This window comes from Alsobacter sp. R-9, from assembly GCF_054612375.1.
The window spans coordinates 97111-121987 of the sequence record NZ_JBTSWJ010000003.1 but is presented as its reverse complement, the minus strand read 5'-3'; the positions used below and the strand labels follow the sequence as shown (position 1 = coordinate 121987).

28 protein-coding genes and 2 pseudogenes are annotated in these 24877 nt (G+C 62.0%); 11 read left to right on the top strand and 19 right to left on the bottom strand.

Annotated features, from left to right (window positions below; translation table 11 throughout):
- Positions 1-111 precede the first annotated feature (111 nt).
- The 6 genes from ACX9GQ_RS06045 to ACX9GQ_RS06020 all read right to left on the bottom strand — a co-directional run bounded on the left by ACX9GQ_RS06045 (position 112) and on the right by ACX9GQ_RS06020 (position 5880).
- Positions 112-573 carry a ribbon-helix-helix domain-containing protein gene (locus ACX9GQ_RS06045; protein ID WP_459628648.1) on the bottom strand — a complete coding sequence of 154 codons (462 nt, stop codon included), beginning with the start codon at positions 571-573 and terminating at the stop codon, positions 112-114.
- Positions 574-584: 11 nt separating this feature from the next.
- Positions 585-2570: a conjugal transfer protein TraG gene (locus ACX9GQ_RS06040; protein ID WP_459628647.1), complete on the bottom strand. Its 1986-nt coding sequence runs from the start codon at positions 2568-2570 to the stop codon at positions 585-587.
- 144 nt (positions 2571-2714) lie between these two features.
- Positions 2715-3644 (bottom strand): LysR family transcriptional regulator, encoded by a 930-nt coding sequence (locus ACX9GQ_RS06035; protein ID WP_459628982.1) that lies wholly within the window; start codon positions 3642-3644, stop codon positions 2715-2717.
- Positions 3645-3909: 265 nt separating this feature from the next.
- On the bottom strand, positions 3910-5118 hold the full coding sequence (locus ACX9GQ_RS06030) for an MFS transporter (RefSeq protein WP_459628646.1): 1209 nt from the start codon (positions 5116-5118) through the stop codon (positions 3910-3912).
- A complete protein-coding gene (locus ACX9GQ_RS06025; protein ID WP_459628645.1) occupies positions 5115-5669 on the bottom strand; it encodes an N-acetyltransferase family protein in 555 nt (184 codons plus the stop codon). The genes ACX9GQ_RS06030 and ACX9GQ_RS06025 overlap by 4 nt, the downstream gene beginning before the upstream one ends.
- 70 nt (positions 5670-5739) lie before the next feature.
- On the bottom strand, positions 5740-5880 hold the full coding sequence (locus ACX9GQ_RS06020) for a DUF1127 domain-containing protein (protein ID WP_459628981.1): 141 nt from the start codon (positions 5878-5880) through the stop codon (positions 5740-5742).
- Between the two features lie 153 nt (positions 5881-6033).
- Here ACX9GQ_RS06020 and ACX9GQ_RS06015 point away from each other — a divergent pair, with 153 nt between their 5' ends.
- Positions 6034-6924, top strand: a complete 891-nt coding sequence (locus tag ACX9GQ_RS06015; protein WP_459628644.1) for a LysR family transcriptional regulator — start codon at positions 6034-6036, stop codon at positions 6922-6924.
- Between the two features lie 177 nt (positions 6925-7101).
- On the opposite strand, the gene ACX9GQ_RS06010 is transcribed toward ACX9GQ_RS06015, so the two are convergent.
- The 9 genes and pseudogenes from ACX9GQ_RS06010 to ACX9GQ_RS05970 all read right to left on the bottom strand — a co-directional run bounded on the left by ACX9GQ_RS06010 (position 7102) and on the right by ACX9GQ_RS05970 (position 13604).
- Complete coding sequence (locus tag ACX9GQ_RS06010) at positions 7102-8334, bottom strand: DUF3363 domain-containing protein (RefSeq protein WP_459628980.1); 1233 nt, start codon at positions 8332-8334, stop codon at positions 7102-7104.
- A gap of 177 nt (positions 8335-8511) precedes the next feature.
- A pseudogene (locus ACX9GQ_RS06005) lies at positions 8512-8856 on the bottom strand (relaxase/mobilization nuclease domain-containing protein); the annotation flags it as partial.
- A gap of 541 nt (positions 8857-9397) precedes the next feature.
- Positions 9398-9976: a hypothetical protein gene (locus tag ACX9GQ_RS06000; RefSeq protein WP_459628643.1), complete on the bottom strand. Its 579-nt coding sequence runs from the start codon at positions 9974-9976 to the stop codon at positions 9398-9400.
- Positions 9973-10812 carry a lytic transglycosylase domain-containing protein gene (locus tag ACX9GQ_RS05995; RefSeq protein ID WP_459628642.1) on the bottom strand — a complete coding sequence of 280 codons (840 nt, stop codon included), beginning with the start codon at positions 10810-10812 and terminating at the stop codon, positions 9973-9975. Before ACX9GQ_RS05995 ends, ACX9GQ_RS06000 begins: the two co-directional genes overlap by 4 nt.
- A gap of 3 nt (positions 10813-10815) precedes the next feature.
- Complete coding sequence (locus ACX9GQ_RS05990; protein ID WP_459628641.1) at positions 10816-11208, bottom strand: DUF736 domain-containing protein; 393 nt, start codon at positions 11206-11208, stop codon at positions 10816-10818.
- Positions 11187-11732 (bottom strand): S26 family signal peptidase, encoded by a 546-nt coding sequence (locus ACX9GQ_RS05985; RefSeq protein ID WP_459628640.1) that lies wholly within the window; start codon positions 11730-11732, stop codon positions 11187-11189. Before ACX9GQ_RS05985 ends, ACX9GQ_RS05990 begins: the two co-directional genes overlap by 22 nt.
- Positions 11729-12247 (bottom strand): DUF2840 domain-containing protein, encoded by a 519-nt coding sequence (locus ACX9GQ_RS05980; RefSeq protein ID WP_459628639.1) that lies wholly within the window; start codon positions 12245-12247, stop codon positions 11729-11731. The genes ACX9GQ_RS05985 and ACX9GQ_RS05980 overlap by 4 nt, the downstream gene beginning before the upstream one ends.
- 58 nt (positions 12248-12305) lie before the next feature.
- Entirely contained in the window at positions 12306-13331 is a 1026-nt protein-coding gene (locus tag ACX9GQ_RS05975) for a replication initiator protein A (RefSeq protein WP_459628638.1), read from the bottom strand.
- On the bottom strand, positions 13332-13604 hold the full coding sequence (locus ACX9GQ_RS05970; RefSeq protein ID WP_233026536.1) for a helix-turn-helix transcriptional regulator: 273 nt from the start codon (positions 13602-13604) through the stop codon (positions 13332-13334).
- Between the two features lie 461 nt (positions 13605-14065).
- Here ACX9GQ_RS05970 and ACX9GQ_RS05965 point away from each other — a divergent pair, with 461 nt between their 5' ends.
- On the top strand, positions 14066-14353 hold the full coding sequence (locus ACX9GQ_RS05965; RefSeq protein ID WP_459628637.1) for a DNA -binding domain-containing protein: 288 nt from the start codon (positions 14066-14068) through the stop codon (positions 14351-14353).
- 16 nt (positions 14354-14369) lie between these two features.
- Here ACX9GQ_RS05965 and ACX9GQ_RS05960 read toward each other — a convergent pair whose 3' ends face one another.
- Entirely contained in the window at positions 14370-14867 is a 498-nt protein-coding gene (locus ACX9GQ_RS05960; RefSeq protein WP_459628636.1) for a DUF6428 family protein, read from the bottom strand.
- Between the two features lie 46 nt (positions 14868-14913).
- Here ACX9GQ_RS05960 and ACX9GQ_RS05955 point away from each other — a divergent pair, with 46 nt between their 5' ends.
- From ACX9GQ_RS05955 to arsB, 4 genes are read left to right on the top strand one after another with little or no spacing between them, the layout of a single operon-like run.
- A complete protein-coding gene (locus tag ACX9GQ_RS05955; RefSeq protein WP_459628635.1) occupies positions 14914-15276 on the top strand; it encodes an ArsR/SmtB family transcription factor in 363 nt (120 codons plus the stop codon).
- Positions 15269-15811: an arsenate reductase ArsC gene (locus ACX9GQ_RS05950; protein WP_459628634.1), complete on the top strand. Its 543-nt coding sequence runs from the start codon at positions 15269-15271 to the stop codon at positions 15809-15811. Before ACX9GQ_RS05955 ends, ACX9GQ_RS05950 begins: the two co-directional genes overlap by 8 nt.
- An 8-nt stretch (positions 15812-15819) precedes the next feature.
- A complete protein-coding gene (gene arsC / locus ACX9GQ_RS05945) occupies positions 15820-16245 on the top strand; it encodes an arsenate reductase (glutaredoxin) (RefSeq protein ID WP_459628633.1) in 426 nt (141 codons plus the stop codon).
- A gap of 9 nt (positions 16246-16254) precedes the next feature.
- The gene (gene arsB, locus ACX9GQ_RS05940; RefSeq protein ID WP_459628632.1) at positions 16255-17310 is read left to right on the top strand and encodes an ACR3 family arsenite efflux transporter; all 1056 of its coding nucleotides are present in this window, start codon (positions 16255-16257) and stop codon (positions 17308-17310) included.
- 32 nt (positions 17311-17342) lie between these two features.
- Here arsB and ACX9GQ_RS05935 read toward each other — a convergent pair whose 3' ends face one another.
- The 3 genes from ACX9GQ_RS05935 to ACX9GQ_RS05925 all read right to left on the bottom strand — a co-directional run bounded on the left by ACX9GQ_RS05935 (position 17343) and on the right by ACX9GQ_RS05925 (position 18937).
- Positions 17343-17852 carry a DUF2285 domain-containing protein gene (locus ACX9GQ_RS05935; protein ID WP_459628631.1) on the bottom strand — a complete coding sequence of 170 codons (510 nt, stop codon included), beginning with the start codon at positions 17850-17852 and terminating at the stop codon, positions 17343-17345.
- Between the two features lie 58 nt (positions 17853-17910).
- Positions 17911-18126 (bottom strand): transcriptional regulator domain-containing protein, encoded by a 216-nt coding sequence (locus ACX9GQ_RS05930; protein ID WP_459628630.1) that lies wholly within the window; start codon positions 18124-18126, stop codon positions 17911-17913.
- Between the two features lie 280 nt (positions 18127-18406).
- A complete protein-coding gene (locus ACX9GQ_RS05925) occupies positions 18407-18937 on the bottom strand; it encodes an antirestriction protein ArdA (RefSeq protein WP_459628629.1) in 531 nt (176 codons plus the stop codon).
- Positions 18938-19462: 525 nt separating this feature from the next.
- Here ACX9GQ_RS05925 and ACX9GQ_RS05920 point away from each other — a divergent pair.
- From ACX9GQ_RS05920 to ACX9GQ_RS05900, 5 genes and pseudogenes are all read left to right on the top strand, one after another.
- Entirely contained in the window at positions 19463-20884 is a 1422-nt protein-coding gene (locus ACX9GQ_RS05920) for an SIR2 family protein (protein WP_459628628.1), read from the top strand.
- Complete coding sequence (locus ACX9GQ_RS05915; protein WP_459628627.1) at positions 20884-22983, top strand: ATP-binding protein; 2100 nt, start codon at positions 20884-20886, stop codon at positions 22981-22983. Before ACX9GQ_RS05920 ends, ACX9GQ_RS05915 begins: the two co-directional genes overlap by 1 nt.
- Positions 22984-23355: 372 nt before the next feature.
- Complete coding sequence (locus ACX9GQ_RS05910) at positions 23356-23709, top strand: ArsR/SmtB family transcription factor (protein WP_459628626.1); 354 nt, start codon at positions 23356-23358, stop codon at positions 23707-23709.
- Between the two features lie 98 nt (positions 23710-23807).
- Positions 23808-24203 carry a GNAT family N-acetyltransferase gene (locus tag ACX9GQ_RS05905; protein WP_459628979.1) on the top strand — a complete coding sequence of 132 codons (396 nt, stop codon included), beginning with the start codon at positions 23808-23810 and terminating at the stop codon, positions 24201-24203.
- Positions 24200-24876, top strand: a pseudogene (locus tag ACX9GQ_RS05900) (aquaporin). Before ACX9GQ_RS05905 ends, ACX9GQ_RS05900 begins: the two are co-directional and overlap by 4 nt.
- Position 24877 lies beyond the last annotated feature (1 nt).

The following is a 24877-nucleotide window of genomic DNA, read 5'->3' as shown; positions in this document are numbered from 1 at the left end:
GTCCCCGCAACGGGGCTGATTAAGAAAGGCGGAAGTCGGACCGATTCAACAACTATCGAAACGGATGCGGTGATCGGCGGCTATCGGCGGCGAATAGGACGGGTTGAATATTCAGGATGGATCGCCCGTCGCCTCGGATTGATCTTGCGTAGGACTGTCACGAAGCGAATCGACATCGCGCGACAACTCTTTGAGGAACCTGTCGCCGGTCGCAAGACGCCGGCCGAGCGTCTGCATGAAGCCCTCGAACCGTTCGGCTCCTTTCGCGCGCGCGGATGCTTGCGCGCTCTCCGGCAGCGGCGGCGTGGAGGCAAGCCAGATGTTGACGAACAGCGAAACGGTTTCGCCGAGCACGGCCAGATCCTCGTCGAGCGCGTGGATCTCGCGGCCGAGCTTGTCGAGGCGTCGCGACATCGCCGCCTCCAGCCGATCCGAAGTGTCGCCGGATAGGAAGGACGCGACGGCCGCCTCGATGATCGCGGATTTCGACACTTGCCGGCGCAGCGCCAGCGCCTCGACCTGTTTCAATAGCTCAAACTCGAAATAGACGTTCATCCGGGTTTTGGTGGTCATGGGCGTGTCCTTCAAAGCTCGATACCGTCGCCGGGGTCGAGCAACGCTTGCCGCGCGACCACCCGCATCCGCTGGCGCAGCGCGCGGGCCTTGGCGGCGTCAACGTCCGGCTCGTCGTCCGGCAAGTCGAACTCCTGTTCGGGCGGACGTGGCGGCGCGACGATTTCCTCATGCTCCGGCAATTCCGGCTCGCGGCGGATGCCGGCATTGGCCGGATCGCTCTCGGTCGCTCCGGGCGCGGGCGCGACTGTGGGCTTCGCTGCCGACACCACGCGGCTCGACCAATCGTCGGATGACGGCGCGGCGGTGGGATTGGCTGCCGGATCGGGCGGGGTCAGGATGCGTTCCATCAACCGCGCGTCTTCGAAATAGCGCGCCTTTGCGGCCCGGATCGGCGGCGTTCCCGCGACCATCACGATTTCGTCGGATGGCGGAAGCTGCATGATCTCGCCCGGCGTGAGCAGCGGCCGGGCCGTCTCCTGCCGCGACACCATCAAATGTCCTAACCACGGCGCGAGGCGGTGGCCGGCGTAATTGGTGGAGTCGCGCATTTCGGTCGCGGTGCCGAGCGCGTCGCTAACTCTTTTGGCCGTCCTTTCATCGTTCGTGGCGAAGGCGACTCTGACGTGGCAGTTGTCGAGGATGGAATTGTTCGGGCCGTAGGAGCGTTCAACTTGATTGAGGCTCTGCGCGATCAGAAAACTCTTGATGCCGTAGCCCGCCATGAAGGCTAAGGCGCTTTCGAAAAAGTCGAGGCGGCCGAGCGCGGGAAACTCGTCGAGCATCAACAGCAACCGATGGCGCTTGCTGGTGGTGTTCAATTCCTCGGTCAACCGCCTGCCGATCTGATTGAGGATCAGGCGAATGAGCGGCTTGGTGCGGTTGATGTCGGACGGTGGGACGACGAGATAGAGACTGACCGGCTCCTTGCTTCCGACGAGATCGGCAATGCGCCAGTCGCAGCGCGCCGTGACGCGCGCCACCACCGGATCGCGATACAGTCCCAGGAACGACATGGCGGTGCTCAACACGCCCGACCGCTCGTTCTCGCTCTTGTTCAACAGCTCGCGCGCTGACGATGCGATGACGGGATGAACGCCGGCTTCGCCTAGGTGCGGCGTGTCCATCATTGCCCGTAACGTCGCCTCGATGGGACGGCGCGGGTCGGACAGGAAGTTGGCGACGCCAGCCAGTGTCTTGTCGGCCTCGGCATAGAGGACATGGAGGATCGCGCCGACAAGCAGGCTGTGGCTGGTCTTTTCCCAATGGTTGCGCTTGTCGAGGCTGCCTTCGGGATCGACCAGAATATCCGCGATGTTCTGCACGTCGCGGACTTCCCATTCGCCTTGCCGGACCTCCAGCAGCGGATTGTAGGCCGACGATTTGGCGTTGGTCGGATCGAACAGCAGGACGCGACCGTGCTTCGCGCGAAAGCCCGCCGTCAGCGTCCAGTTCTCCCCTTTGATGTCGTGGACGATGCAGCTTCCGGGCCAGGTCAGCAGCGTCGGCACCACAAGGCCAACGCCCTTGCCGCTGCGGGTCGGCGCGAAGCATAGGACATGCTCCGGCCCATCGTGGCGCAGATATTCCCGATCCTGCTTGCCGAGCAGGACGCCATCGGGACCGAGTAATCCGGCGGCGCGGATTTCCTTGTCTTCCGCCCATCGTGCTGAACCATAGGTCGCGACGTTGCGCGCCTCCCGCGCCCGGATGATGGACATGGTGATGGCGGCGGCGATGGACATGATGCCGCCCGATGCCGCGATAGCGCCGCCCTCGACGAAGATCGAAGGCGCGTAGGCGTCGAACGCATACCACCACCAGAACAGCGCAGGCGGGTAGTAGATCGGCCAGCCGGCCAGCTCGAACCACGGATTGCCAAGCTGTGCCTGAAAGCCGAGACGCCATGCGGTCCATTGCGTCGCCGCCCAGGTCATCACCAGAACGATGGTGAAGACCACGGCGATCTGACCCCAAAGGATTCGGCCTCCGCGCATAAAGGCTCCAGTCGAGAAAAGGGACGGAGCCGATCAGAGAGTAGGCAATTATGGGACAGGCAACAGGAAAGAGGATGCGGGAGGGCTGCCGGATACTATCGGCGGCGAATAGGATGGGTTGCGCTTTAGTTATCGCCCGCGTTGTTACTGCTGCGCAACGGGCTGAATCGAATCGCGACGGCTCAATCCGGTCGGATTGGCCCGGCCTATTTCACTGGCGAGAGTGAGCAGGTTTCGGAGAGCCGCGCCTTGATTGAATGGCGACCACACGGCAGAAAACGACGCCGGCTCGGGTTCATCCGCGATGGGTAAGAAAACCACGCCGGACGTTTGAAGCAGCGACGTGGCCGCCCCGACGATGGTGATGCCGAAGCCTTGACCGACCATCGAAAGCAGCGTGCCGCGCTCGACATTGAAACGCAGGATCGACGGTGCAGACCATCGCCCGGCGAGACGCAGCACAATATGGTCCTGCACCTGCGGCCCGGTGCCGCCATAGCGGACAAGGAATGTTTCCTCGGTTAAATTAGCCCAGGTCACAGAGGACTGTTCGGCGAGCGGATGCCGCTCCGGAAGCGCGACGGCAAGCGATTCTGTCCAGATTCGCCGCGTGTGACAATCGGGCAATTCGGGTGTTCCGGCTACGAATACAATGTCGAGCCGGTTTGCGCGCAGTTGCATGACCGCCTCTCGGGCCGTGCCCTCCGTGATCTCGATTTCGATACTTTGATGCTCGTTACGGTATCGCTCGATCAACTCTGCCAGGAAGCTGCCAGGAATGAGGGCGTGGACGCCGATACGCAAACGGCCGCATTCCCCTGCTGCCGCCATGCCCGCCGTTTTTACGGCGTGGTCGAGTTCATCGACGCCTGCCGCGACATGCTCGACGAAGCGGCGACCGGCCTCTGTCAGTCGGACGCCCCGCGCATGACGCTCGAACAGGAGGATGCCAAGGTCTTCCTCCAGCGTCTTCACGCGGGCGCTGACGCTCGACAGGCTGACGCCGAGCGCATTGGCGGCGTGGCGAAAATTCAAGTGCTCAGCAACGGCGAGAGTCTGAATCAGTGCTGCCAGTGGAATTCTGCTTCCTAATAAAGGAGGAATTCTTCTTTCAAATGTGCCGTTTAATTTGGATCGCAATTGTCGCATATGGTTGTCTATCTTGAGACATCTCTACATTCGCCATGACATACACGATAATGAACCCACTATAAGATCATATAGAAATACTGAAAGGGACTCAGTCTTATGACCTCAATAAGCGATGCTTTCGTTAGAACGCACACACAGGTCATCAGGCGATGCAACGAAACGCTTAGCACCCCGACGGTATCTCGATTTAATTGCCTTTCATATCGGCAGAACCGTTCGAGGATGAAGGTGGAAACAGACATTTCAAGAGCAATGCCGCGAAGAGCGCGATCAGCGCAATGCCTGTTGATACGTAAAGCGCACCGACATCACCAAACCAACTCATGAACATGGCGTAGATGAGCGGGGCTGCCGCCGACAGGATGAAACTCGGGATAATGAGAACGCCAACGAGCCGCCCGTAGCTGCGATGATCAAACAACACGAGTGGAAGTGTGCCTCGCGTGATCGTCAGGATGCCGTTACAGGCCCCATATAGAAACGCGAATCCGAGGCCAATCGCCACAGAGCTTCCGCTAAACAAGCCAAGAACAAAGGAAATTGGCATGATGACACACGCCAGCAGATTAAGAGCGACCGGATCGACCCGACGTCCGAACAATATTTCGCAAAGCCGCGCCGCTGATTGTCCGATGCCGCGCAACGTCGCGATCCACACGGCCACCGGCGCGCCGATTCCTAAACCGATCAACACAGGGATCATGTGTGCGGACATGCCCGCGTTGAGGCAGTTCGCCCCCGTCGTGATCACCGCATAGAGAGTGCCGGCGACGAAGATATCGCGACGCGCTACCGCGAGGGGGACGCTCGCTGCGGCTGACACGCGATCCGGCGAGTGGTCATAGCTCGCGTTCGGAATGAGAAGATGCAGCGGGATCGTCGCGATCGCCAGCACGGCGTATCCGACCAGTGCGCCGCGCCAGCCGAACTGCGTGGATAGCAGATGCCCGAAGGGCCAGAAGACAGAAGACGCCAATCCGCCCAGCAGCGTGATCTGAGATATCGGGCCGCGCGCCTCCGGCCCGCCGATACGCGCCAGGGCGGCGAAGGCCGCGTCGTAGAGTGTCAGACGCATGCCGAGTCCGAGAACGATCCAGGAAGCAAAATACATCGCGACGGTGTGCGAGCACGCAAGCCCAAAGCAGCCCACGGCGTTCATGACCGCGCCGACGTTCATGATTCTGCGGCCGCCATGGCGATCCACCCAACGGCCAGCGACGGGCGACGTCAGCCCCATCACCAGCAATGCGGCGGAGAACCCGCCATAGACGATATCACGGGTCCAGCCGAGGTCCGACGCGATCTCTTCGCCGAAACCGCCGATCAGATAATAGGTGATGCCCCACGAGATGAGCTGGCTGAACCCGAGCGCAACGACGGTCCGGCGCGCGATCACCTCGTTCGCTCTTGCCGGACCGTCAAGGGAAGCGCCGTATCTCCCGGCCCAAGCGCGCGCTGCATCAGGACCGTATCGACCCACTGGCCGAGCTTGAAGCCGACCGAGCGAAGCGTGCCGACATGCTGGAAGCCCAGTCTTTGATGAAGCGCGATCGATCCGGCATTCCCGCTGTTGCCGATCACGGCCAGCATCTGCCGCCATGGACCAGCCTCGCAGCGCACGATCAGCGCCTGAAGCAGGGCCGCGCCAATGCCACGGCCGCCCAGCCCATCCGCGACGTAGACCGAATCCTCGATCGTGTGGCGGTAGGCCGGACGCGGCCGGTAGGAGGTTGCGTAGGAATAGCCGACAATCCGTCCGTCGGCTTCCGCGACCAGATACGGCAGACCGGCGTCAACCACCGAGGCACGCCGCGACACCATCTCTTCAGCCGAGGGCGGAATCTCCTCAAAGGTCGCCAGGCCATTCAGCACATAATGCTGATAGATGGCCTGGATCGCTGTCATATCGGCCTCGTTTGCATCCCGGACGATCACAGCATTATTCATCGGCACTTTCCTCGCCCCCAACGACTCATCTGAGTTTCCTTTTCACGTCGTTCTGCGCAGGCCGCGGGCTTTAGTCGTCTGGATCGCGGCGTCCCCGCCGCGCTTCCCGTCGCGAGAGGCCGATGTCCGCAAGCAGGTGGTCGTCGAGCTCTCGCAACTGCTGCAACTGCCGGATTCGCGACCGTGACGAGCAGGCGAGATATCGCCCCAGCTCGATCCAGAAACCGCAAAACGTTTTGACTCGCCACAACGTCTGTCGCCGACCTTAAGCGGCGGCCCCTATGGCCGCCGTTGCTTGACCATGCCAGATCGGGCTATATAAAAGAAGATTTTAGGAATTATACGAAGCATAAGAGATGCTTTGATGAGAAGTCTCAACCTCGACTACCTGCAAACCTTCGTCATCGTCGTCGAGCACGGCAGCTTCTCGGCGGCGGCGGAGCGCCTGCAGCTTACGCAGCCCGCCGTCAGCCTGCAGATTCGCCAACTTGAAAGAACGCTCGGAGCGGGGCTCATCGAACGCGTCGGGCGGAAGGCGAGGCCGACAGCCGCCGGCGTCGAGTTGCTCAGCCATGCCGGTCAGATTCAGGATGCCGTCGCCGCCGCCCTGGAGGCGGTCGGCAGCCGAACCAAGGGCGTTGCAGGTCGTGTGCGTATCGGCACCGGCGCAACCGCCTGTATCTTCCTGTTGCCGTCGATTCTCGGAAAACTGCGAAAAAAATATCCCGCGCTTGAAATCACCGTTGTCACAGGCAACACAGCGGATATCGCCAAATCGTTGGAAGAGAATACGATCGACGTTGCGCTCGTTACTTTGCCGCTGTCAGGGCGAATGTTCGAGATCATGCCTGTCATCGAAGACGAGTTCGTGCTGATTGCACCGACAGACATGGTGCTTCCGCTCCGCATTACGCCTAGCGTTCTTTCGGCGAAGGCAGTCATCCTCTACGAGCCAAATAGCAATACACGGCGCATTGCGGATAATTGGTTCCTGCGTGGTGGGGTATCATTAAAACCTGCTATGTCACTTGGGAGCGTGGAAGCTATCAAGGAGATTGTTCGTGTGGGACTTGGCTGCGCCATTCTTCCGAGCATGGCTCTACGCAATGAACAAGCCCGGCAGAGTTTGGCCATTCGCTCCCTCTCTCCACAGCTCTCTCGTCAGCTTGCTGTCGTGGTTCGTCGTGACAAGCGTGTGGATACGGGTCTCAGACACACGTTGTCCGCACTTAAAGCGATATGCTCACAAGGTTAGCGCCACCATTGCCGATAGATCAGGTGCAGGCATTCTCACCTAAAAGCATCACATTCCATTGCGGAGCGACGATTGGCTGAATGAGATTGCGGGTGATTAACCAAGCCGGCAAACGCCGCAACCTCTTTAGACGTTTTGCGATCTGTTCAGCGTCAGCGAGAAATTGCACACCGACATTTAGAGCCCCATCTCACGCGCTCTTCCGAGATGCCACGACACCGACCCATCTTGCATGACGCCTACGACCTCGCGGCCAAGCTGCCGGTCGATGACTGGCCGCCATGGGACGAGAGTGAACTCGTGCGCCTGTTCCACGATGGCGAACTTGCCGCTAGTTAGCTGCACGGTCCCGGTGAACTTGCCGCTGACGGTTTCGCCATCGGCGGCGGCGCGGAACGGCAGCGCCTTGTTCGCGGCGATCTCCGCTCCGACGCTGGCGACCTCGCGCTCGCGTAATGTCGCGAGAAGATTGCGCCGATAGAACACGCGGCCGTCCTGCCGACGTGTAGCGTCGCCCTGTTCGATGTGATGCTCGCGGCGCTGGTCCATCGCCTCGCGCACCTGCTGGCCGAAGCCGGCCGAAGCAAGGTCGGATGCGTCAGGCACTACCAATCGGCGGTCGAGCCACGTCGCGCCGTCCGCGCCGATCTGCTTTTCAAGATCGAGCACCGACAGGACGCGAACGCTGGCCTGCCGGTTGCGGCCGGCATCGTAGGCGGCGGCGCGACTCTCGAAGTCCTCGGGGATGCGCCATTGGTCGGCGTCGATCCGCTCGACGATCCCGGCGCGGCGCAACGCCTCCAGCCGGCGCACATGAGCATCGACATAGCCCTCATAATCGCCGCCCGGAACGCGGCCCTCGAACTTCGCCCGCTCCAGATGGCGGCTCGGTCGATAGACGCCATCCTCGGCGATGGCGGCAATGCTTCGGTCGGATGGCCGCTGCGCGGTGTCGGCCGGGCCGATCTCGACGATGCTGCCGATCCGCGCATCTTCAACGCGCGCCGGGTCGATGCCGGCTACATGGTGGGTCCGGCCGTCGATCCCGTCCACCACAACGGTCAGGTTCTCGCCCAACTCGTCGGATAGATACTTATCGACGACGCGGCCGACGAGGGGCTTTTCGGGCGGCCCGTCATGGATTTGGAAGGTGAGCGGGTCGCGCTCCAAGCCATCGGCCCTTAGCGCCTTGTGCATGTTGCGGATGATGTCGCCGCGCTCGCCCATCTCGCGCAAGGTCGGCTCCATGCGCTCGCTCAACTCCCAAACGCCCGGCGCGTGCTCGGTCGCCAGCCCCATCTTGTCCAGCTTGGCAAGACGGCGCAGGCGCAGCGCGCGATTGAACTGGCGGCGCGGCGCGGCCGGCTCTTGGCGAAGGTCGAGGAACCTGTCGTCGGCTTCCTCGACCATAGCCCGGTCGATGCGGGTGAAACGGTCCTGGTCGATCTCGGCCGACAGTTTGTGAGCCTGCTCGATCTCGGTGACGGGGCCAAGTTCGAGGCTCGCAAGCTCGCTCGCCCGCTCGCGCAGCCCGGCAGAGAGATAATCGCCGTTGATGACCAAATCCGCGCCTGTGTCATCGCGGCCGTTGACGACGATATGCACATGGGGATGCCCGGTGTTGTAGTGATTGACCGCAACCCAATCGAGTTTCGTGCCAAGGTCGGCCTCCACCTGGCGCATGAAGTCGCGGGTATAGGTCGTAAGGTCGGACAGGTCCGCGCCATCCTCCGGCGAGACGATGAATCTGAATTGGTGGCGATCCTCCTTGCCGCGATCAAGGAAGGCGTCGCCATCGGCGCGGTCCTCACGCGCCGAATAGAGCTGGCCGCGCTCGCCATCGCGCGATGTGCCGTCGCGCTGGATGTAGCGAAGATGCGCGCGGGCGCGACCGTCCTTCCACGCGGCCCGAACGCTGCGTTGCTTGACCATGACGCGCCGGCTGCCGGGCTGCCGGTGATGCCAGTTGCCGGATATGTTGCGGGCGCGGACGAAGCTCGCGCCCCGGCCGCGCTTCACGCCCTTACCGCTGGCGATGATGGCGCGGGAGCCGCGCGACGCTGTTGACCGGGAAGACGATGGCGCGGCGGGCGCATGGGAAACGGCCGCTCGCTGCTGCCGGGCGATCTTCTTCGCCTGGGTGAAGAAGCTCCTTGTCTTGCCCGCGCGTGGCGCATCGGATCGGATGCGACCGGGCTTCGGCCGGAAGCGGTTTTCGTCGTCGGCGCTCATGCCAGCGCCTCCGGCCTAAACCCAAGAAAATCGGGCGTTCGGCGGTCATGGTGCCGGTCGAAACCCAGCAAAGCCAAGGCTTTGCACAAGATCACGGCTCGCGGGGTCCAAAAACACGGTGCCGCTCGCGGCTCCCCTAAACAGTGTGCAGACAACAACAATTTCCAGAAGCGGCCCGACATGGTGCCGGCTTCTTTAATCTTGCCCTCCGCTCCTTCGGCCCTTTCTCCGCTTCCTGCCTTCACGGTTCTGCTCCATCCGCTGCCTGATTCCGAACACCGATGGATGCCGCGACCCGCGCTGCTGGCTCGTCCGGCAATGCGAATTTGAGACGCCATGTGCGCCATGCTTCCGCGACCGCGCCGCTGCCGGGAAACAGGTCGTCGAGCGTGTCTTCGGGGCGCGCGGCGACCATCTCGAACGCCCAATGGCAGACCGCTTCGGGCTTCGCGCCAGTGAGGCCACGGCGAAGCGTGATGCTCTCCTGAATCCAGTCCCGCATCACTAGCCGCTTGCTGACGACTGGCTTTCGCGCGGCCTTCACGATGACCGGCTCCCACGCAAAGGCGACGGGGATATTGCGCTTGAACGCGGCAAATCCCTTCACCCAGGCCATCCACCGCGCGCCCGTCCGCTCGACCAAAGGCGCGAGCGTCGCGACGGAGCGCGGCGTCGCGGCGGCGTGCAAAATCCAGCCGTCATAGTCGCGCTCCAGCCGCTCTATCAGGCGTGCATGATCGACCTCGCCGGCATAGTCGGGATGGTCGCGGTAGAGATGCGCGCAGCCGATATAGGGCGGGTCCGCGTAGGCGATTTTCATCGACGGTCCCGCTCCGAAACGGACGCAAACAGATCGCCGGATTGCGCATCGGATGACGGCGCGACCGTCGCCCGGCTGTCGGTCGGCCGCACGATAAAGAGCGGAGCGTCGCGCCAGTCGGGCGGCGGCGGCGGTGGTGCTAACGGTGCTTCGGATGTCGCCGTGCCGCCCAGGATCGGCGCGAGCGCGGCGACATAGGCGCGCGTCTCGGCCGGCAGCGGATGGCCGGTCGAACGATGATCGTCATAGCGACCGGGACCGGCATTGTAGGCCGCGAGCATGGCTACGACATTGCCGTAGCGGTCCCACATTTCGCGCAGATACGCCGCGCCCGCCATGATGCTGTCGCGCGGGTCATAGGGATTGCGACCGAGCTGGTAGCGGACGCGCAGGGCCGCCCAGGTGTCGGGCATGATCTGCATCAATCCCATCGCCCCGGCCGATGAAATCGCGCGCATGTCGCCCGCGCTCTCGGCGCGCAGCACGGCGCGAATCCAGGGTTCGGGGATGCCGAACCGCTGCGACGCCTCGGCGATGTGAGCGGCATAAGGATCGGGGGCAGGACGCGCGACCGGCGCGGATTGCGCGACCGCGACGCCCGGCCCGGCGCAGACGGAAAGCGCCCCGGCGAGCAACAGGACGGCACAGCGCCATGCCGCCCCATCGCCGCTATGACGCCAGCCTGCCAGCGTGCTCGCTACGGTCAAGGGTGCGCGCAAAGCGCCGGCCGATGGCCGCCCCTGACCTTCGCTGCGCGCGCCGGCCGTCTTGTCGCCGAGCGGGACGAAGGGATGCGAGTGCGTTCCCGCGAACAAAGGGATGATCGGAAACCGCACCGATCAGTTCCGATCCTCGCGCGCCTTTGGCCGTTTCCACGCCAGCCGAAAGGTGCGTCCCTCGTCGTCGGCCTGGAACAGTGCCGGACGAAATAGCGCGGGGAAAAGCGGGCTGTCGATCTCCAGGGCGATGTAGTCGCCAGCGCGTTCGCCGACACGTTTCCAGCCGCCGCCGATTTCGGGGCCGTCCTCGTCGTCGAGGTGGATGCGGTAGGCCGGCGCGTTGTCGGCGTCGCTCGGCTCGATGGCGACGAGCACGATTGCCTCGTCGATTCCGAACAGCCGGACGCGGCCGGCGTAACCGTTGGCGGTAGGTTCAAAGATATTGGCAGGCATTGTCAGTCTCCTTCTGGTTGGTGGGGGGAAATGCGAAGTCAGTGCGTCGGCGCGCGCCATTGGAAGCGGCCGTCGCCGTCCTCGTCGGTCCAGAGCGGCACCGCTCGGCCGATGATCTGGTCCGTGGAAATCAACCCGAAATACCGGCCGTCCAGGCTGTCGCGGACTTGCCAGTTCATGAGGAAGATTTCGCCGGTATGGATGCGCTGGCAGCCCTGCCAGACGGGTAGCGCACGGCCGATCCGGTCGCGTTCGAGCGCGGCACCGGCAATGATGCCATCGACGGTGATGACGTGGCCGATCCTGCAAACGGTCTGGCCGGAAACGGCGCGCACGCGCTTCAACAGAGGCACGCCCTTCGGCAGATAGCCGCGCTCGCTAAGAAAGGTCGCGAGCGGTTCGGGTGCATCAGCGGCGACAAGATCAGTCACCTCGAACGGGCCGTCGAAGTCGATTGTGTAGAAGCCGATTGGCGCGCTGGCCGATGCGTTCCAGATGAGTTTGATCGGCATCGGCGTGAGGCCGGGATAGCCGACGCCGACAGCCGCGAGCGCCGTTGCGATAAGGAGGCCGGCGCGCGTCATGGGCCGATCCTACGCCGCCCGATCCACGCGGCATGACGTTCCGGCGTGTAGGCGCTCGGCTCCAGATTCGCGGACAGGCGGTTGTGCGCGTGCCGCCAGTAGTCCGGGGACACGTCGGCCGGGTCGAGGCCCAGCGCCTCCACGGCGTCGATGACGGCAAGCGCGCGCTGCACCTTCGGCCAACCGTCGAGGCGTAGCATGATGTCGCCCCCCGGCCGCACGAAGGGCAATGTCTGAAACGGCTCGCCCCGGCCGATGGCGCGCACGATGTCGATGCGGGAAATGATCGTGCCATGCTCGCCGGCAGCCCAGCGGACGAAGGCGAATGTGCTCTCCGGCGCGAAGCCGACGACGCTGCGGCGACGGTCGAGTATCTGTTCGTAGCTCTTACGGCCGAAGCGTATCCAGTGCTCGACCTTGCGTTTGTCGAAGGTCAGTTCAACCAGCGTCGTGAAGGGCGCAGGCCCGTCCGGCAGCGGACGGCCGTGTGCGCCGCGATGCGCGCTGCGGGTCATTGTTCGTCTCCGGGGATGGGATGGGGATTGCGCGCGAGCGCCATGCCGGGGGCGCGTGTCATGGCTCGCCCTTCGGCGTGGCACCGGCACCACGGCGCGCTTGCGCGCGCGCCAAACAACAAGAGTTAGATTCTCTGTTAGATTCTTCTATAGAGTCCGGCGCGCGGTTTGCGCCTGATGTGCCGATAGTGCGTGCGCCTGATGTGCCGATGGCGTCCACACGGTTTTCAACAGGCACTGTGGATGCTTTTGCCGGCCGCATAAGCAGCAGCTCGCGGCCGTTCTCCCGCTCGATCTGGAGCCGATAGCCGGGGAGCCGCTGGCGCTCGGCGATGCGGCGGATGTCGAGCGCGAAGTCTGACGGCCGCGCGAGGCTGCCGGACTTCGCGTGAAGGTGCGAAACCTCGAACGTCCAGCCGTGGCGCTGGTGGCCGGCGTGCTTGCGCGCGACACGGTAAAGCCAACGCTCGATACCACCTGTGAGCCGGAAATAGGCCGGGTCGATGGTGAGAACTAGCGAACGGTCAATGACGCTGTTGTAGAACCATTCTGGTAGGACGAACTCCATGCCCTCGACGCGGCCGGCGCGCGTCGTCATTTCCTCCCATTCATTCACCCAGGAGAATTGCCGGCGACGCCAATGCGGGCCGTTGCGGATCGTTGTGGCGATGACGGTCGATTGCAGGCGCGCGAGCGCGGCTTTCAGCAATAGATATTGATGATTGCCGGTCGGCCGCCCGATGGCGCGCAACAGATGGTAAGGCGTGAAGCGGAAGAAGCGCGACGTGCGAAGGCCGCTATTCTCGGCCGCGACGATCTGCGAGGCCGCCCATATCAGCACATCGGCGTCCCATATGGTCGCCATGCCGTGTTCGGGCATGGCGAGCACCTGCACCTCGACATCGGCAGCCTTGTAGAGAATCGGCTTGGTGCGCGGTGTCTTCGCCAGCGAGAAGAAAGGCCGCTCCATCAAATCGCGCTGGTCACGCGGCGCGGCGTCGCCCGTAGCGACTATGAAGGGGTCGAGCCGGCTGCGTTCGCTGATGTCGGTCGGCCGCGTGGGTCTATGATCGTCGCGCGGCATTCAGAGCTTGCCCCGCTCGTCGGGCGTGAGCGGGCGAGCGGGAAAGACCGTGCCGGCGTTCTTGTCGCGCGTGGATTTGCGGGTGCCGACCGCGCTCCAGGCTTCAAGGTCGCGAACGGTGTAAAGGACACGGCCGCCGATCTTGCGATAGGTCGGGCCGGTGCCGTAGGTGCGATGTTTTTCAAGCGTGCGGATGGAGATGCCGAGAAAGCGCGCGGCTTCCTGTGTGCGCAACAGGCGCGGCGGCAGCTCCGCATTGCGGCGGATGGCCATAAGATCACCTTGGGTTCGTTGATGTGGCCGCCGCAAACTTCGGCGGGCTGTGGCGAACCTTGGCGGGGGATCGGCGGCGCGTAGCGTGCCGCATTTGCGCCTATGCGCTGGCGGCACCCCTTGGGACGCGCCGGCAAGCTGAAAAGATGATGGATTTCAGCGCGTCATTGCCTGTCGCGCCGAATAGGGAAAGACATCCGGGCGCGGTTCGGCTAGACATGAAAGTGGAGCGGACGCGCCGCTCTGGGGCGTAGTAACCCCTCATGACTAGGAAGGTGTCGCCGAATTGGCACCACTCTTCGACCTATGGTCGGGGAGCCTGCGGCGTATGCAACAGGTTCTCCGAACTAAAGGCCGTGGGGCCGTGTCATGCGGTTACTAACTCCCCGATCACCAGAGTCAGAGAGCACCGTTTGCGGGGGCGCACCGCAGACAAACCCTCTCGGATACGGGGAACAGACATGCGAAAGCCTGTCGAACTCGATCCCGATGTGGACGACGAAGCGCCAGCGGGAAACGACATTACGCCTTACGACGAACAGCACTACGTCACTTATTTGCGCCTTCTCGACGCGAAGGCGGACGGCGCGGACTGGAAGGAAGCCGCGCGAATCGTGCTGCATCGCGATCCGGTCGGCGACGAAACGCTGACGCGCCGATGTTGGGAAAGCCACCTCGCGCGCGCCGAATGGCTTTCACGCGCGGGCTATCGCCGAATCCTGGAACAGGCGGTGGCAGCCGGGCGCTGATCGTTGCTGCAATAACCTACCCGCAACAGGCCGGCGCTCCCGTCTGCTGCGCGCGATGCCTGGGCTTGCAAATCGCGGGGCGCGGGCTGAGGCGCACAACTGCCCGTTCGCTCTCGATTTCGATGCCCGCCACATCATAAACTTGCATCGGATCGCCGGGTCGGCTCACTTCCCAGGTCAGCCGCGCATTCGCGTCGAGTTGCACTCTGCTGCCGACCTTGCCGAGAATCGACCGGAACTTGGTGACGGTCATGGGCGCGTTGCCCTTGGTCAGAGGAATGTCCTCGACCTGCAAGACGGTTTCCCGCCACGCATCGGGATTGCCGCCGCAATCGAGCGTGACGAATGAACCGGCTTTAACCTCGGTGACGTGATAGCCGGCCTGCACCTGCCGTCCGTCGCCATAGGTGAGGACAAGAGCCTTGTCGGCATGGGCTTCCAGAACGTCGAGGATCGCCCCGAGCGAAGCGTCATCCTGAAAATCCGTCTTTAGGGGGCTGGCGTGAACGTTCATGTCCGTGTATCCATATTTCAACGATTCTTGAGATGTTGAGATATTAATGAACGAAAAGCAAGCCCTCTCCGCCTTCGCGGCGCTCTCGCAGGAAACCCGCCTGCGTATCGTGCGCCTGCTGGTCACGGCCGGGCCGGATGGGATGCCGGCCGGGGCCATCGGGGAAGCGATGGATAGCGCGTCCTCGTCGCGCATGTCCTTCCACTTGAGCCACCTTGAACAATCCGGCCTTGTCGAGTCGCGCCGCGACGGACGCTCGATCATCTACAGCGCCTCCTATCCGGCGCTGTCCGGCCTGCTCGAATTTCTCATGCGCGACTGCTGCCAAGGTCATCCCGAAGTGTGCAGCCCGGTCGCGAGCAAACTTATCGCCTGCTGTGAACCTGCCACGGACAAAGCCCATGTCTGATAACACTACGCCCGAACGCATCTTCAACGTCCTGTTTCTCTGCACCGGCAATTCGGCCCGCTCGATCCTGGCCGAAAGCATCCTGAACAAGGATGGCGGGGGCCGCTTCCGCGCCTACTCGGCCGGAAGCCAGCCCAAGGGGACGGTCAACCCGCTCGCCATCGCGACCCTCAAAAATTTTGACTATCCGACCGATGGCCTGCGCTCGAAGGCTTGGGATGAGTTTGCCGGGGCTGACGCTCCGGTCATGGATTTCGTGTTCACGGTTTGCGACAACGCGGCCGGTGAAGCCTGTCCGGTCTGGCCCGGTCAGCCGATGACAGCGCATTGGGGGATCGAAGACCCCGCCACTGTAGAAGGCCCCGAGATTGCCCGACAAACGGCGTTCGTGACCGCGTTTCGCTATTTGCGGAATCGTATCGCGGTCTTTGCCGCGCTTCCCGTCTCCAGCCTCGACAAATCGACGCTGCGAGCCCGCCTTGTCGAAATCGGCCAATCCGAAGGCGCAAGCTCGCCGCGCGGCAGCGCGGCATGAGGCCGGTCATGGACATCATTATCTACCACAACCCAGATTGCGGCACGTCTCGCAACACGCTGGCGATGATCCGTAACGCAGGCATTGAGCCGCACATCATCGAGTATCTGAAGACGCCGCCGACTCGGATCATGCTCACGCAGCTTATCGGGCGCATGGGGATTTCGGTTCGGGCTTTGCTCCGCGAGAAGGGCACTCCCTACGCCGAACTCGGCTTGGATAATCCGCAGTTGTGCGACGGTCAGCTTCTTGACGCGATGATGGCGCATCCGATCCTCATCAACCGGCCAATCGTCGTCAGTCCCAAGGGCGTAAAGCTCTGCCGCCCCTCCGAAGACGTGCTCGATCTGCTGCCGCCGCAGCAAGGCGAGTTTTTCAAGGAAGACGGCGAGCCTGTGGTGGACGGGCATGGTCGCCGCGTGGCGACGGCGTGAGGATGATCCATGTCCACCTTTGAACGCTATCTCACCCTTTGGGTGGCGCTGTGCATCGTCGTCGGCATCGCCCTCGGACATTGGTTCCTCAACGTGTTCCACGCTGTCGGCGGGCTGGAAATCGCCAAGGTCAATCTGCCGGTCGCGGTGCTGATCTGGCTCATGGTCGTTCCCATGCTGCTCAAGATCGACTTCGCCGCCCTCGGGGAAGTCGGCCGGCACTGGCGCGGAATCGGCGTGACGCTATTCATCAATTGGGCGATCAAGCCCTTTTCGATGGCGCTGCTCGGCTGGCTGTTCATCGGCTGGTGGTTCCGGCCCTATCTGCCGGCCGAGCAGATCGACAGCTATATCGCCGGCCTCATCATCCTCGCCGCCGCACCCTGCACCGCAATGGTGTTCGTCTGGTCTAATCTGACCAAAGGCGAGCCGCATTTCACGTTGAGTCAGGTTGCACTCAACGACGCCATCATGGTGGTGGCCTTCGCTCCGATTGTCGGCTTGCTGCTTGGTCTGTCCGCCATCACCGTGCCGTGGGGAACGCTAGTCCTCTCGGTTGTGCTCTACATCGTCATTCCGGTGATCGTCGCGCAGATCGTCCGGCGACGGCTCCTTGCGAGGGGCGTCGCTCCGGCGCTCGCCGCGTTGCTGGCGAGGCTCGGGCCGCTGTCGTTGGTCGCCCTGCTGGCGACGCTGGTGCTGCTATTCGGCTTTCAGGGCGAACAAATCATCGCGCAACCGCTCGTCATTGCCCTGTTGGCGGTGCCGATCCTGATTCAAGTCTATTTCAACGCGGGGCTGGCCTATTTGCTCAACCGGGCCTTCGGCGAACAGCATTGCGTTGCTGGTCCCTCGGCGCTGATCGGCGCATCCAACTTCTTCGAGTTGGCGGTTGCCGCCGCCATAAGCCTGTTCGGCTTCCACTCCGGGGCCGCGCTCGCAACCGTGGTCGGCGTGCTGATTGAGGTGCCGGTGATGCTCTCGGTCGTTTGGATCGTGAACCGCTCGAAAGGCTGGTATGAGCGCGACGGCCGACGCGCCGCTCCCGTCGAGGCGGAACACTGATCCAGCATGGTCCAGGCTCAAGCGTCCGAAAATCAACCGCTGTTGTGCCTAATTGGATAGTGCAGCAACAGCCGATAGCCGCCCCGCATCATTTTCAGGCCGTGCGCGACCAATCGCCGGGCCTGATTCTTCCGGGGATCGACTTCCCAATCTTCCTTGGTTCCGCGAAAGCCGAGCAGCACTTCCGCGATGGTGCGATAGCTTTCGCCCCGCAAGCGAGCGTCGAGCGCACGCAGGGACAAGATATGAAACCGGCGAAGCTGCGCGGGCATGGTGCGGAAGTCTGCACCTGGCGCTCGCCCATTCAGGGATCGCCAGAGGCGGCGCGCAGCATGGGCGCGAAGCTCCATGTAGGAATCCATCGGAAGGGATACGGCATAGAAGGCGGCTGCGTCGGGCACGGCCTGGGGCAGCCAGAATTGATGCGTGACGCCATCGACATGCCAGATGCCATGCCATCCGTCCGCCGCGTGTCGCAGGTCGAGGCCGGACAGATGCGCCAGCGTCACAATGGGTTCGGTCACCCCTTCGCGAGGTTGCATCGGAGACAAGAGAACCGCGTGTGGCTGTAGGCTTGGAATCCAGAACAGGGATTGTCGATCAGACGGGGTTTCGGGATCGCATGGGAAATCGCAAACCCCATCGCTGCGTGAATGCGTCCAGTTGGGTCGCGGCCGGTTCCTTCATGCTGGCGATTGTCTCAAAGTCGCGATGATAATCGTCATGGCGACGAAGATACTCCCAAGCGAAGCCGGCGGGAGGAATAGCTTTTGCGTGCCCGTAAGACGCGGGCGCACGCCAATCAATGCGAAGCATGGCGCACTCTCTCTACTCACGAGCGCGCGAGACAACGCCCGGATAGAGAGTTTCTGAAACTGTTGCTGCGGGAAATAGTCAGATTTATCCGAAACGTTGTTCGGACGGATTGGACGTTTATAGTTAATTTTCTTCTTAACAATGATTGCGTGATTCCGCTAGTCGGCGGATTTTTCTCAATCGCTCCAGATGCGCGTAGTAATACGTGAGCCGGCCGGCACATTTGCACATCGTTCAACAAACCGCTCTGCCGACGAATGCCGGAAAAGCGTCCTAGTCCCTACCTGCTGGAAAAGACATGCACCTCATCGCGTGCTGTCTCCACCGTGAAGAACTCGCCGCTCATTTCAGCGTCCCGCGCCATTGCCTCCCAATCAACGTAATAGCGCAAGGCTTCGGGGATTGTGACGCCGCTTTCGGTGGTCAGCTCCTCCATGAAATCGGCGAGGCTGGCGAACTGACCATGATAGCAATCCTGCAAGGCAGTTTCGGCCTGGTCGATGTCGCCGACGAACTGCTCCAGCAAACCCGCGCCTAGCGCGCCATGCTCGGCGATGAAAGCGCCCATTCGTGCCACGCTCTCGATGCCGGCATACTCGTTAATGGTGACGCCCTCGAAACCATCATAATCATGGATGGCATATTCCTCTGCGTCCTCAATGGGGGATCGTGCGAGCATCGCCGCAATCTCGTCCCTGATCTCGTCGGCGTCCTGATCCGCTTCAATCCACGCCCCATGCAGATAACCGTTATTGTAGGCGGCAAGGCAGGCGACATAGATGCGGGGCTTGCTGTCGGTTGCGCTGGTCATGTCTCTGTTCCTTCGGGTTTGGGGTTCAGAGCAGCGAAGCGCCGCTCCTGAACCCTTGCCCGTCGGCGAGACCGGGGTAGTAAGGTGCCAGACAACTCTTTGGCACCGTGGAATAAATGGAGGGGCACCCGTTTACGGGGAGGAAGCCGTTTATGCCGCGAAAGGTCGGAGAGTTTTCTTGCGCCGCGCGAGGGCAGCGCCCTTAGCTCACCCGACCCAAGCCAATGAAAATAAGAACTAAAAGGCTCCTGCCACGACGGCACGAATGCCGCTGGGCGGATGTGTATCCATCGGCTACACTATCGAGTTATGAAGAAAGATGTTGGCATGCGGATCAGACTGGATCGCGAGCTGCGAGATGAATTCCTCGCAGCTTGCAAGATTCAGGATCGCCCTGCGTCGCAGCTCTTGCGGGAGTTCATGCGGGACTATGTTCGTAAGAACGCTGTATCTTCCGGGGCAAATGTAGAGACGCGGAATAAAAAAAGAAGGTTGATGAACCTGCCAAAGTTGGGGGAAAGGTAATTGACGGAGCTTTGCAAATATAAGCTGCTTTCGCCAGTCTCAGCCGGCGAAAGCGATGATCTTCTTGCGAGCAAATCGCCGGACGATGGGTTGCGCCGGATGCAGGCGCTCCTAGCGGACTGGCTTCGCATGGAAAACGTGGTGGTGCTGACTGCCGCCGGCACGTCATTCAGCGCGGGCGGCCGCCTGATGGCCGGCGGGCGAGCGACCAACCTTGAGTGCCAAGTTCTCGAAGCTGTTCAGCGATGCGCGCTGGCAACGGACGCAGCAGCCATCATTAGGAACCGCATATCCCTATGGCCGGCTGAGCCGAAGCAGGGGCCGGTAGGTTTTGAGGAGTGGCTGAGCTACCTGTTCAATGCTGCGGAACTTTCCCAGCCGGAAAAGTCCCCGATCCGCGCGGTAAGCTGGAAAGGCAAGTACGCTGACGGGAAGGACTCTGATGCTAATCCCGATGCGGCCACCATGGAAACGCTGCGGGCGCTAATCGAGCGTGCAATCTTCGCGGAATGCGCTCTTGAGATTGATCGCCGCGAGCTTTCCGAGCCGGATGGTAAGCAGACATCGGGCCATATCCCATTTCTGGCCAAGCTTGCGGCGCGCGACACAAATCTCGGGCGGACGCATCTCTTTACCCTGAACTATGACACCCTGTTTGAGCAGGCCATGGAGGAACTAGGAATCCAATATTTTGATGGGTTCTCTGGCAAGACAAACGCACGCTTCGATCCGGCGGTCTATGGCCTTGATATCTATTATCCCGGTGATGTCGCGGAAGGCCGTGTTCGCCGTTTCGACAAATTCCTTCAATTCTACAAGTTGCATGGCTCAATTCACTGGCAGGCTGACGCAAGTGGGATCATGCGTGCTCGTCACCGTGACCTCGGATTTGCCGCATCGTATCGGGCGGCCGACGCAGCGAAAAAGGCCGAACAACTTGTCTCCCCGAATTTCGAATCAATCAGCTCGTTTGGAATTCTCCCTACCTCCCAGAAATTCGCCCGGACGCTGGACATGCCTTACGCGCACCTATTCCGGCTCCTTCATGCTCGGCTAAATCAGCCGCAAACTTTCTTGATGGTTCTGGGATACGGCTTTGGCGACGATCACATCACACGAATCATTGAGACGGCGCTGATGAATCCGTCGCTGGTAATGCTGGTGGTGGAGCCGAACCCCACCAGCGCCATCGTCCAGCGGGTTCGCCGCTATCAGAGCCTTGGGCAGCGCGCATTTGTGCTGACTGAGCGGGCGGGCGAAGGTGCAGGCTGCTCCTTCGAGGTGGCTACTTTCGCCGATTTTGCCCAAAACGTCATGCCCGATGTCAAATGGCTGGATGACTACAAACGCCTGCGCAACTTCGAGGATCAGCTTCGCAAGGTTGAGGATCGGCCTTCGGGCGAGCCGGCGGCGGCCGTCTGATGGAACAGCCCCGCGTTATCGGCCATGTGGTCGCCGTCAACGGGTTCCGGCTCAAGGTTGAGTTGTCGCCTGATTCTAAGTCGTCCTCCCGAGCCACCCCGGATGGCGTTCAGCGCGCCGTCGCCATCAATGCGTTTCTGACCTTTGATCTGGGAGCAGGATCGCATGCTATTGGAATTCTCAGCGATCTTGAGGCGCGGGAAAGCTTTGATCCGATGCGGGACGATGAGCTTTCGTTGGAACTGATGAAGCCGCGCCGGATCGCCTCGGTCCAGCTTCTCGGAACTGTCAGGCACCTTGGGAAAAGCCTTTGGAAGTTTGACAGTGGCATCACAGTCCTGCCCACTTTGGACACGCCAGCGGAGGTGGCCGACCCGGATATCCTCTCAGGTATCTTTGCAAGTCCACCGCAGCGAAACCGCCCTTATCTTTGGGACGGCAAGCCGTTCGACTATGCGCTGGAGATTGGCCACCAGACCGGCGACGAGAACACGAAGGTTAAGGCGTCCTTCAACGACCTTTTTTCTCGGCCGCTTGCGGTGGTGGGCAATACAGGCTCCGGCAAGTCGTACACGGTGGCGAGCCTTATCCGAGGCATCATCGAGCACGAGGGATTCGGAGCCGAGGCAAAGGCCGATCCTCACATCTTTATTCTAGATATCAACGGAGAATACGCTAACGCTTTTCTGCCCACAGAGAAGGCAACGTATCAGCGCGAGCCGAATCGGATTTACCTCAACGGCACGGAGTTTTGCCTTCCAGTTTGGCTGATGAATGGCGAGGAAATTTGCGAGTGGCTTCAGGCATCTGAAGCGACGCAAGAACCTGTCCTGAAAGACTGGTGGGCGATTGCCAAGGCTGCTGCCGACGACGGAAGCCTATATGACCCATTGCAGGTTGCTATCGGCAAGATCGACTCTGCGCTATCCTGGATGGACGATCCTCGCTCGCCCGCTAGCGGATCATTCGACATCTTCATCAATCACGCTGAGCAGTATGCGACGGGTGCTGATTGGAATGCGTTCCGCAATTCAATTACATGGTCGGGTACGGATCAATGGCGGAAAATTATAAATGACAGGCAGGTAAGAGACGGCCTGGCGACGATCCGCACCTCCATGCTGGAAAGCATTTCGGCGCGCCAGAATGAAGGGGTCAACTTTGCCAAATCGGCTGACTCGCCGCGCTTCGTCGCGGCAGCGGAGTTTCGCGACCCACGCCTTGTTGATCGCGCGACCGATCAGGAGAGCGGCAAGAAGATCGACCAGTATCTCACCACGCTGAAACTACGTTTGCGGACTCGTCTCGATGATCGGCGTTGGCAATCGTTATTCAGCTATGAGCAACAGGATATCCGCAGCTTTCAGACTTGGATGGAAAAACTCGGCGTGGGTCGGTGTTCTGGTCCGCGCGTCTCCGTTTTGGATTTCTCGATGCTGGCCTCGGAGGTGCTGCCGTTCGCGTGCGCGATTCTGGGGCGTCTGCTGCTCGAAGCACGCGAAATGCTCCGCCCCGACCGGCGCAGCCGTTATCCATGGGTTCTAGTTTTGGAAGAGGCGCATAACTATGCCCGCCCGCCGGGCAAGGTCGAGGATCGCGGTCAGACCCTCTCGCGTCGCGCTTTTGAACGGGTCGCCAAGGAAGGCCGGAAATTTGGCTTATCCCTGGTAGTGGCCAGCCAGCGCCCGAGCGAAATCAGCCCTACCATTATTAGCCAGTGCGCCAACTTCTTTTCGCATCGCTTGCAAAATCCAGATGACATTGACCATTTTCGCCGGATCATCCCGAAACAGGCTCAACGTCTGCTCGATCAGGTGACGGTGCTTGCGGCGGGCGAGGCGATTGTATTCGGTAGCGCGCTGCACGTCCCAGCCCGCGTTCAGATCAAGTTGCCTAAGCGCGAGCCATGGAGTGCAACGGCAGCACCCTACATCGACTGGGCAACGACTGAAGCCTTCCCCTTAATCGATGTCGTTGAGAACTGGGGATTAGCGGCCAAGCCTGAGCACAGTGATACGGCTGCCCAGCCAGTGGAATTGCAGCCGGCTTCAACCGCTACGTCCCGGAATGACGAGATGGATGATGAAATTCCGTTCTGACTTCCAACAACAGGTTTCGCGTTAGCGTTGACCGAAGATATTGATGGATTTCATAGGGTTGACGCTAATTTTCAAGGACTATTTTGGGAGGGCTATGGCGTAAACATAGTTATCATCTTCACCCGGCGCGGTGCGCCACTTACCGATCTGAATTCGCTAGTGTTTTTTGCCTCTCTGAGGGCTGGCGGGGTGCTGGTCGTCTATCCGGGGTAACACCCGGGTAACACGGCCGGCGTCGACGATCCTCTCATGCTGAGCCGAGCGGGCTGCATCGCGCCCCCACCAACCACTTGATGTTCGTCTGGGCCGACAGCGACCGCTCCCAGGCAGTAACGCAGTTGCACTTCCTATCAATTCCAATATTCTGGAAATATGGAACAGGTTGACGCAGTGAGGCGGCTTTCCGCCTTGGCCCACGAGGGGAGGCTTTCCATTGTGAGGCTGCTCGTGAAGGCCGGACCCAATGGCCTCGCGGCAGGCGAGATCGCCCGCGGCCTCGCGATGCTCCCGAACACCCTGTCGGCCAACCTCAACGTGCTCTCGCATGCGGGGCTGGTGCGGTCGCTCCGCGAGGGTCGGTCGATCGTCTACTCGGCCGACTTCGCACGGATGGGCGAGTTGCTCGCCTTCCTCATGGAAGACTGCTGCCAGGGTCGGCCGGAGGTCTGCGTCCCTGTTCTCGCGACGGCAGGCGCGTGCTGCCCTGCTCCCGCCGAGCCCGCGTGAGGAGGACCGGAATCGTGGATTCCGCCGAACCCGAAGTCGCATCACCCGTCCAAGTTGATCTCGTTCACGTGGAGCAGCACAGCCCAGGCTGGGCCGAGATGCTCGACGTCCTTGCCGCATCAGGCTTGCCGACCGACGACCTCGAAGAACCTGGCCAACACTTCTTTCGACTCCCTGGAGCGACGGCGTTCGGCGGATATGCCCGGGGCGGTTCGGCCGTTCTCGTCCGCTCGCTCGCCGTCGGCCCTGGCCAGCGAGCGGCAGGCATCGGATCGGTCCTGCTCGCTGCCTTGCTCCAACGGGCCCACGCCGAAGGAGCGCGGGAGGCGTGGCTCCTGACGACGTCCGCCGCGCCTATCTTTGCCCGGCACGGTTTCCGGCTGGCGGACAGGGACATGGCGCCGGCAGTCGTCACCGGCAGCTTGCAGTTCCAGGGGTTGTGTCCGGCGTCCGCCCAGCTCATGTGGCGTCCTATCGATGGGAGTGGGGCGTGACGGCCTTTGACGTCCCACGCCGCCTTGCCGCCGAGGGCTTGGGCACCTGCCTGCTGGTGGCCACCGTGGTGGGATCGGCATCATGGCCGTGAAGCTCACCAAGGACGTCGGCCTCGCACTGCTCGGTAACACGCTGCCGACCGGGGCGATCCTCGTCGTCCTTATTCTGATCTTCGGGCCGGTCTCGGGCGCCCACTTCAACCCGGCCGTCAGCCTCGTCATGGCCCAACGCGGGCGCATGCCATGGGGCGAACTCGGACCCACCATCGCCGCGCAGGTGATCGGCGGGATCGCAGGCTCCCTCATCGCCCATGTGATGTTTGACCTGCCGGTCTGGCAGGCCTCGCAGACCGTGCGGTCCGGAGGCGCCCAGTGGTTCGCCGAGTTCGTGGCGACCTTCGGGCTCGTCCTGACCATCTTCGGCGTCGTCCGCTTCCGGCCGGAGAGTGCGCCCGTAGCGGTGGGCCTCTACATCACCGCAGCCTACTGGTTCACGGCGTCGACGTCCTTCGCCAATCCGGCGGTGACGATCGCCCGTGCCTTCACCGACACCTTCGCCGGCATCGCGCCCGCCAATGTGCCGGCCTTCGTGGTCGCGCAGGTGATCGGTGCTTTCGCCGCCAGCGCCCTCGCGGCATGGCTGTTCGCATCAGAGCCGCAGACGCGCACCTGAG

What these genes read in the sequence shown, in the direction of transcription:
- arsC (WP_459628633.1), top strand. Translation starts at nt 15,820, where the DNA reads ATGGACATCATTATCTACCACAACCCAGATTGCGGCACGTCTCGCAAC.
- ACX9GQ_RS05960 (WP_459628636.1), bottom strand. Translation starts at nt 14,867, where the DNA reads ATGAACGTTCACGCCAGCCCCCTAAAGACGGATTTTCAGGATGACGCT.
- arsB (WP_459628632.1), top strand. Translation starts at nt 16,255, where the DNA reads ATGTCCACCTTTGAACGCTATCTCACCCTTTGGGTGGCGCTGTGCATC.
- ACX9GQ_RS05905 (WP_459628979.1), top strand. Translation starts at nt 23,808, where the DNA reads ATGCTCGACGTCCTTGCCGCATCAGGCTTGCCGACCGACGACCTCGAA.
- ACX9GQ_RS06045 (WP_459628648.1), bottom strand. Translation starts at nt 573, where the DNA reads ATGACCACCAAAACCCGGATGAACGTCTATTTCGAGTTTGAGCTATTG.
- ACX9GQ_RS05925 (WP_459628629.1), bottom strand. Translation starts at nt 18,937, where the DNA reads ATGACCAGCGCAACCGACAGCAAGCCCCGCATCTATGTCGCCTGCCTT.
- ACX9GQ_RS05910 (WP_459628626.1), top strand. Translation starts at nt 23,356, where the DNA reads ATGGAACAGGTTGACGCAGTGAGGCGGCTTTCCGCCTTGGCCCACGAG.
- ACX9GQ_RS06010 (WP_459628980.1), bottom strand. Translation starts at nt 8,334, where the DNA reads ATGGTCGAGGAAGCCGACGACAGGTTCCTCGACCTTCGCCAAGAGCCG.
- ACX9GQ_RS05965 (WP_459628637.1), top strand. Translation starts at nt 14,066, where the DNA reads ATGCGAAAGCCTGTCGAACTCGATCCCGATGTGGACGACGAAGCGCCA.
- ACX9GQ_RS05915 (WP_459628627.1), top strand. Translation starts at nt 20,884, where the DNA reads ATGGAACAGCCCCGCGTTATCGGCCATGTGGTCGCCGTCAACGGGTTC.
- ACX9GQ_RS05990 (WP_459628641.1), bottom strand. Translation starts at nt 11,208, where the DNA reads ATGGCGCGCGCCGACGCACTGACTTCGCATTTCCCCCCACCAACCAGA.
- ACX9GQ_RS06000 (WP_459628643.1), bottom strand. Translation starts at nt 9,976, where the DNA reads ATGAAAATCGCCTACGCGGACCCGCCCTATATCGGCTGCGCGCATCTC.
- ACX9GQ_RS05930 (WP_459628630.1), bottom strand. Translation starts at nt 18,126, where the DNA reads ATGCTTCGCATTGATTGGCGTGCGCCCGCGTCTTACGGGCACGCAAAA.
- ACX9GQ_RS06025 (WP_459628645.1), bottom strand. Translation starts at nt 5,669, where the DNA reads ATGAATAATGCTGTGATCGTCCGGGATGCAAACGAGGCCGATATGACA.
- ACX9GQ_RS05970 (WP_233026536.1), bottom strand. Translation starts at nt 13,604, where the DNA reads ATGGCCATCCGCCGCAATGCGGAGCTGCCGCCGCGCCTGTTGCGCACA.
- ACX9GQ_RS06040 (WP_459628647.1), bottom strand. Translation starts at nt 2,570, where the DNA reads ATGCGCGGAGGCCGAATCCTTTGGGGTCAGATCGCCGTGGTCTTCACC.
- ACX9GQ_RS05980 (WP_459628639.1), bottom strand. Translation starts at nt 12,247, where the DNA reads ATGACCCGCAGCGCGCATCGCGGCGCACACGGCCGTCCGCTGCCGGAC.
- ACX9GQ_RS05935 (WP_459628631.1), bottom strand. Translation starts at nt 17,852, where the DNA reads ATGCAACCTCGCGAAGGGGTGACCGAACCCATTGTGACGCTGGCGCAT.
- ACX9GQ_RS06015 (WP_459628644.1), top strand. Translation starts at nt 6,034, where the DNA reads ATGAGAAGTCTCAACCTCGACTACCTGCAAACCTTCGTCATCGTCGTC.
- ACX9GQ_RS05950 (WP_459628634.1), top strand. Translation starts at nt 15,269, where the DNA reads ATGTCTGATAACACTACGCCCGAACGCATCTTCAACGTCCTGTTTCTC.
- ACX9GQ_RS05955 (WP_459628635.1), top strand. Translation starts at nt 14,914, where the DNA reads ATGAACGAAAAGCAAGCCCTCTCCGCCTTCGCGGCGCTCTCGCAGGAA.
- ACX9GQ_RS05985 (WP_459628640.1), bottom strand. Translation starts at nt 11,732, where the DNA reads ATGACGCGCGCCGGCCTCCTTATCGCAACGGCGCTCGCGGCTGTCGGC.
- ACX9GQ_RS05975 (WP_459628638.1), bottom strand. Translation starts at nt 13,331, where the DNA reads ATGCCGCGCGACGATCATAGACCCACGCGGCCGACCGACATCAGCGAA.